Origin of the sequence: Microbacterium sp. (assembly GCF_029263575.1) — a bacterium.
Classification (GTDB): Bacteria; Actinomycetota; Actinomycetes; order Actinomycetales; family Microbacteriaceae; genus Microbacterium.
Genome location: NZ_JAJUFV010000187.1, coordinates 1 through 5,155 on the forward strand (window position 1 = coordinate 1; position 5,155 = coordinate 5,155).

Sequence of the window (5,155 nt, forward strand, 5' to 3'; positions counted from 1 at the left end):
GAGTTCGGTTAGGAATGGGCAATGCTGGATGACGAGCTGAGAAATGCAATCCGCGAGCTGCTGGGCGTGGACGAAACGCTCGTGCCTGACGCGCTGATCGATTCGCCGCTGATCGGGCAGCGCATCGAGGCGCAGGTGCTCGCGGAGATCGGGCCACCGGACTTCCTGCTGCGACCGATCGCGGAGCAAGAGGCAATCCGGCGCATCATCGCGCACCGCATCGCGGCAGCGCTGCTCGGGACAGGCACGCTGCGCGATGAGATGAGCGTGACGCAAGAGCGCTTCGGGCAGCAATACACGGTGACGCGTGCGAGCAACCTGACGGAATGGGCGGCAGAGCTGGAAGCGATCGCGGCGAGCGAGCTGGCGAAGCTGACGCAAACCGGCACGCTGCATCACTTCATGCTCGCGCGTGGCCGGAGAGGAGCGTAGGCGATGCGACTCGCACAAGCACGAGCGCGCACGCTGCGCTACCTGCACCGGCACGGCGCGCGCGCGACGATCGAGCGCAAGATCGGAGAAGCGTGGACAGAGATCGCGTCCGACGTGCCGGTGATGGTGCACATGTACACGCCGGGACCGGGCGGCATCGATCCTTGGGCGGCGACCAGCGACCAGTCGCAATCGTCGCGACTGAGTTTCCCGCACGATGCTGACGTGCAGCTTGGTGATCGCGTGCAGCTCACGAGCGCGCAGGGCAGCGTGCCGCAGCTCATGACGATCGCCGCCGAGAGCTATAGCAGCGTCAACGTCACGCGCGATGTGGTCGGCACGGTCGAGGAGATCGCGGTGGAGCGCTACGTCGTCACGATCGAGCGGTACAACGCTGACAGCGGCGAGTACGACGTGATCTGGACCGGCGACGCGCAAGCGGTCACAACGAATGTTGGCGAGCGTCCGGTGCAGCAGCAGGGCGCGGTCGGTGTCTCGCGCAACGGGACGCTGATCATCTCGCCGGTCCCGGCTGCGCAGATCGTCGCGGGTGACTGGATTCTCGGCGTCCCGTTCGCGCAGGGCGCGCAGATCACGACCGTGCGCGCGATCGTCGGGGATCGGCTCGAACTGGCGTTCCGCTACAACACCGGGAGCTAGCGCATGGCAGATCGTGTGCGCATCGCATGGGCGGAAAGCCCCGAATCACTCGCGAACCAGCTCGAAGCGTGGTGGGGTCGCGTCGAGGGGCGGCTGAGCGGCGAGATCACGGCAGCGGGGCAGACGATCCTCGCGTATGCGAAAGCGAGCCACCCGTGGCAGAACCGCACCGGGGCGGCTGAGGCTGGGCTGAGCATGCAGGTTGAGCAAGGGCGCGACAGCATCACGCTCACGATCTCGCACGGCGTCTATTACGGCATCTATCTCGAAGGGCGCTGGGGCGGTCGCTGGGGCGTGCTTCCGGCGACGATCAGCATGGGCGCGCCGCTCGTCATGGCTGCAGCGCTCTCAGCGATGCGAGGGTAACGATGGACACACTACAGAACGGCGTGGCGAAGCTGCTGCGCGACGATGAAACGCTGGGCGAGCTGCTACCGGGCGGCATCTGGACGCGGCAGATCATGCCGAACAGCAATCCGGCTGGCACCGATCCGACACCGGGCAGCACGCCGGACGCGTTCGATCATGCCGGACGCATCAAGCGCTGCGCAGCGGTGCTGTATGACGACGTGTCGGCGGTGCGCAATCCGGTCGGGCCGGACAGCGCGTATATGGGCGGCGTCAATATCTTCCTGCGCTGCTTGCCGCACGAGACAGAGAAACGCAAGCTGCACGACGCCGCCGAGCGCATCATCGCGCTGTGCGAGGGCGCGGTGCTCACCGGGACGCGTGGCGAAGGGCTCGTGCTCAGCATCTCGGCACGGATGATGCCAACCGACGACCCGAACCTGCCCCCGGCTGTGGTAGATATGATTCGAGTCCAAACGGACAGCGTATGGAGGGTGTAGCGTGGCACGCAAGACGATCAGGAAGCAGCTGCACGACATCGAACAGAACAACATGCCGGTGCCGCACGGCTACACGTATAACCCGCGTCACGAGCCGCGACTGTTCAAGGCAGCTCAGCGCGAGAATCAGGAAGTAGCCAACGAGCTACAGATCGAGTCCGAAGGGGAGGACGTGCAGCCGGAACCGGAATCGGAACCGGAGGGGGCGCACGAGGATGATCGGGATAGCTGACTGGCAGGACAGACCGAGTAACGCGAGCCTGATCGACGAGCCGGAGCGCTTGCCGGAGCCGCCGCAGGGTCACGTCTGGGTCGAGTGGGTGGGCGAGGCATCTGCGCTCGATAACCCGGTGGTTCGATACAACATGATCACCGGCAAGTACACGCGTGAGCAGATGGAGATCATTCGCGAGATCAGTCGCCGCCGCATCGCGCGCACGCATCGACACCGACGCTCGATCCGGCGCGGCAACGGCGAGGGGCAGATTCCCACGCTCGGCGTGGAGCGCGTCGTGTTCGGCCCGAACATTCGCGCGCGACCGGGACAGCGCGGCAGCTTCATTCAAGCCGTCCCGTTCCGCGCGGCTGACGCGATCAAGGCGAGCGACTGCGGTCACGAGTTCATCATCCACAACGAGCGCGACGGCGAGCAGCAGAGCAAGCTGCGACTTCCGGACGGCACGATCAGGATCGTAAGACGAGACACGTTCAAGAACATTGACCAGTTGCGAAGGGCGATCCGATGATCAGCACGGACGCGCCACTTCCAACGCGGCGTGACGAGATCGTGGTGGGCTGCGCGGGTTCTCGCCGCGTGGGAACGATCATCAACCGGCGCTACTGGCGCTGGCGCTGCACGCAGAAACGGTGTCGGCATCGGGACTCAACGAAAGAGCGACCGATCCACACGTATCACATCGCGGACCTCGCCACCGGGCGTCTGGTGGCAACAGAGTTCGAGGATAGCGCCGGACGTGTGATCCGTCCGGGGCAGGAGGTAAAGCATCATGGTTGCTGAGATCGCACGAGGACTGGCTGACCTGCAGGTGGCTCCTCTCACTGGCGCTGGCGACACGCCGGGAGCGTGGGTAGACGTTCCGGGCGCGCGCTCGCTGAGCTTCAATGTCGAGTCCGACAGCGATGAGCTGGAAGGCGATAACGAGATCATCGCGAAGGTCCGTAACCCGAAGTCGCTCACCGGCTCGATCGAGATCGGTCGCATCAACCTCGCGGCGCTCGCCGTGATGCTCGGTGGGCAGGTCGAAACGGGCGGTGTCTCCGGCGTGACCAAGCTCGATGAGCTGGCCGGTTCGGACATCTCGTTCTACGCGATCGCGGGTCAGGCTCCCGGCGTCGATGTGTCGGGCAGCGCGTATCGCGTCGTGATCCCGAAGGCGCTCACCACGTCCGGCCTCGACGAAACGATGGAAGTCAACGCGTGGAACACGCCGACGCTCGATTTCGAGGGGCTTGCCGTGGACGGCATCCTGCTGACGCGCGAGCAGTACGAGGACGCGTCGGACATCCCGACATCCTAGAGTAGCCAGCGGGGGAGTGATTCGTCGCTTCCCCGCTCACACACATACAGCACGGAAGGGCGCGTAGGCGCGGAGCAGAGTGCGGAGGAACATCATGAGCGACCAGTTCACCCATCAGAATCCCCACGAACCAGTAACGGACGCGTACACGGCTGCTACGGGGCCGCAGAGCGCGGATATTCCTACACACGACTCAACACCCACGAACGCAGAAACGAACGCTCACAGCGCAAATACGCGCCCCGTGAGCTACCAGCGACCGAATCCTGCCGATCTTCGCGCGCGGCGACGCCAGCGAGAGGAAGGGTTCGAGTTTGTGCTGCACGCAACGACGGACGCGAACGGCAATCCGACCGTGGTGCGCGCGAAGCGCCCGGACATTTTCGACGCGGATTCGCTCGGGAGCTTGCCGCAGCAGCACCAGCAAGCTGTGTTCGACCTGATCACCGAGACAGAGCGCGCCGAGCGCAACGCGACGACCGATGACGAGCGCGAGGCGATGCAGCGCATGAGCGTGGCTGACTTCGCGCGCTCCTACGGCAACGTCGCACACATCGCCGATGCCTACGTGCTGCTCGGGTTCATCGAACCGCGCGTCTACGCGACCGCTGCCGAGGCTGACGAAAAGGACGGGCTGTGGGTCAAGGACATCGAGTTCGCTGACCGCATGGCGTTCATGACGCACGTAACCGAGATGCAGCAGGGAGCAGCCGCGCAGGCAGCGACGTTTCCTGCACGACCGGATGCAGCTGTGGACGCTGGACCAGCTGGCACGACGGTATCCGGGGCTGGGGTCGCCCAGCCGGATTCTGCGTATTCGCGAGCGATCGATCCGGTCCGGATTGACGAGCGCCGAGGCTGACGCACAGGCGATCGACTTCGATCTCGCCTGTATGTGGTTCGCGCAGTGGGTCGAGTCGCGCGCGCACGAAACGATCGAAAAGCCGGTCAGCGCGCGCGAACGCAGACGACAGGTAAAGCGCGTGCCGAAGTACCCGACGCTGAAAGAACAGCTCGGGCTAGCGAGCACAGGCGGGGCGCAAGGCCCGGACATGCCAGCGAAGGAGGACGCACCAGACGAGATCGCGGAGAAGGCTGACGAGCTGATCAAGAACCCGGACCTGCTCGTGGACTTCCTGCGACTGAACGGAGAGGGGTAGCCGAATGGCATCGTTCGGTAGTGCGAGAGGGCAAATCATTCTCGAAGTCGGGCAAGCGATGCGGAGCGTGGACCAGCTCTCCGGTCGCTTGCGCCAGTTCGGGAACGAGGGCGCGGCAACACAACGCTCATTCGGCGAATCGATCATCGCCAACGAGCAGCATATCCGCGCCGTCGGTCAAACCATGCTCGGGGCCGGAGCCGTCATTACGGGCGGCTTCGGACTCGCCCTGAACAGCGCTGCCTCTTTCGAGCAGAAGATGAACCGCGTCAAGGCGCTCTCCAACGCTACCGGGGAGGAGTTCGAGCTGCTGCGGGACCGCGCGCTGGAACAGGGCAAGGCGACCGTGTTCAGTGCTAACGAGGCCGCTGACGCGCTCGCCTTCCTGAGCATGGCCGGGTTCGATGTCCAGAGCCAGTACGAGGCGCTACCGGGCGTGCTGAACCTCGCCGCCGCCGCCCAGATGGACCTCGGGCGCGCCGCCGACATTAGCTCGAATATCCTGACCGCGTTCGGC

General features: G+C 65.0%; 10 protein-coding genes. All 10 read left to right on the plus strand.

What is annotated here, in order from left to right:
• Nucleotides 1-21: 21 nt before the first annotated feature.
• Nucleotides 22-432, plus strand: a complete 411-nt coding sequence (locus tag Q1J95_RS14235) for a hypothetical protein (RefSeq protein WP_300268708.1) — start codon at nucleotides 22-24, stop codon at nucleotides 430-432.
• A gap of 3 nt (nucleotides 433-435) precedes the next feature.
• Nucleotides 436-1,092 carry a hypothetical protein gene (locus Q1J95_RS14240; RefSeq protein ID WP_300268710.1) on the plus strand — a complete coding sequence of 219 codons (657 nt, stop codon included), beginning with the start codon at nucleotides 436-438 and terminating at the stop codon, nucleotides 1,090-1,092.
• 3 nt (nucleotides 1,093-1,095) lie between these two features.
• Nucleotides 1,096-1,458: a hypothetical protein gene (locus Q1J95_RS14245; RefSeq protein WP_300268712.1), complete on the plus strand. Its 363-nt coding sequence runs from the start codon at nucleotides 1,096-1,098 to the stop codon at nucleotides 1,456-1,458.
• A gap of 23 nt (nucleotides 1,459-1,481) precedes the next feature.
• Entirely contained in the window at nucleotides 1,482-1,940 is a 459-nt protein-coding gene (locus Q1J95_RS14250; RefSeq protein ID WP_300268714.1) for a hypothetical protein, read from the plus strand.
• A 1-nt stretch (nucleotide 1,941) separates the two neighbouring features.
• Nucleotides 1,942-2,172, plus strand: coding sequence for a hypothetical protein (locus tag Q1J95_RS14255; RefSeq protein ID WP_300268716.1), 231 nt, complete (start codon nucleotides 1,942-1,944; stop codon nucleotides 2,170-2,172).
• A complete protein-coding gene (locus Q1J95_RS14260; protein ID WP_300268718.1) occupies nucleotides 2,156-2,686 on the plus strand; it encodes a hypothetical protein in 531 nt (176 codons plus the stop codon). The genes Q1J95_RS14255 and Q1J95_RS14260 overlap by 17 nt, the downstream gene beginning before the upstream one ends.
• Before the next feature lie 261 nt (nucleotides 2,687-2,947).
• Entirely contained in the window at nucleotides 2,948-3,478 is a 531-nt protein-coding gene (locus tag Q1J95_RS14265; RefSeq protein ID WP_300268720.1) for a hypothetical protein, read from the plus strand.
• 244 nt (nucleotides 3,479-3,722) lie between these two features.
• Complete coding sequence (locus Q1J95_RS14270; RefSeq protein WP_300268722.1) at nucleotides 3,723-4,340, plus strand: hypothetical protein; 618 nt, start codon at nucleotides 3,723-3,725, stop codon at nucleotides 4,338-4,340.
• A 31-nt stretch (nucleotides 4,341-4,371) separates the two neighbouring features.
• Nucleotides 4,372-4,638, plus strand: coding sequence for a hypothetical protein (locus tag Q1J95_RS14275; RefSeq protein WP_300268725.1), 267 nt, complete (start codon nucleotides 4,372-4,374; stop codon nucleotides 4,636-4,638).
• A gap of 67 nt (nucleotides 4,639-4,705) precedes the next feature.
• On the plus strand, nucleotides 4,706-5,155 hold a 450-nt coding region (locus Q1J95_RS14280; RefSeq protein ID WP_300268728.1), incomplete at its 3' end, for a phage tail tape measure protein.

Coding starts and splice junctions, on each gene's coding strand:
- Q1J95_RS14235 (WP_300268708.1), top strand. CDS start 22: ATGCTGGATGACGAGCTGAGAAATGCAATCCGCGAGCTGCTGGGCGTG.
- Q1J95_RS14240 (WP_300268710.1), top strand. CDS start 436: ATGCGACTCGCACAAGCACGAGCGCGCACGCTGCGCTACCTGCACCGG.
- Q1J95_RS14245 (WP_300268712.1), top strand. CDS start 1,096: ATGGCAGATCGTGTGCGCATCGCATGGGCGGAAAGCCCCGAATCACTC.
- Q1J95_RS14260 (WP_300268718.1), top strand. CDS start 2,156: ATGATCGGGATAGCTGACTGGCAGGACAGACCGAGTAACGCGAGCCTG.
- Q1J95_RS14265 (WP_300268720.1), top strand. CDS start 2,948: ATGGTTGCTGAGATCGCACGAGGACTGGCTGACCTGCAGGTGGCTCCT.
- Q1J95_RS14275 (WP_300268725.1), top strand. CDS start 4,372: ATGTGGTTCGCGCAGTGGGTCGAGTCGCGCGCGCACGAAACGATCGAA.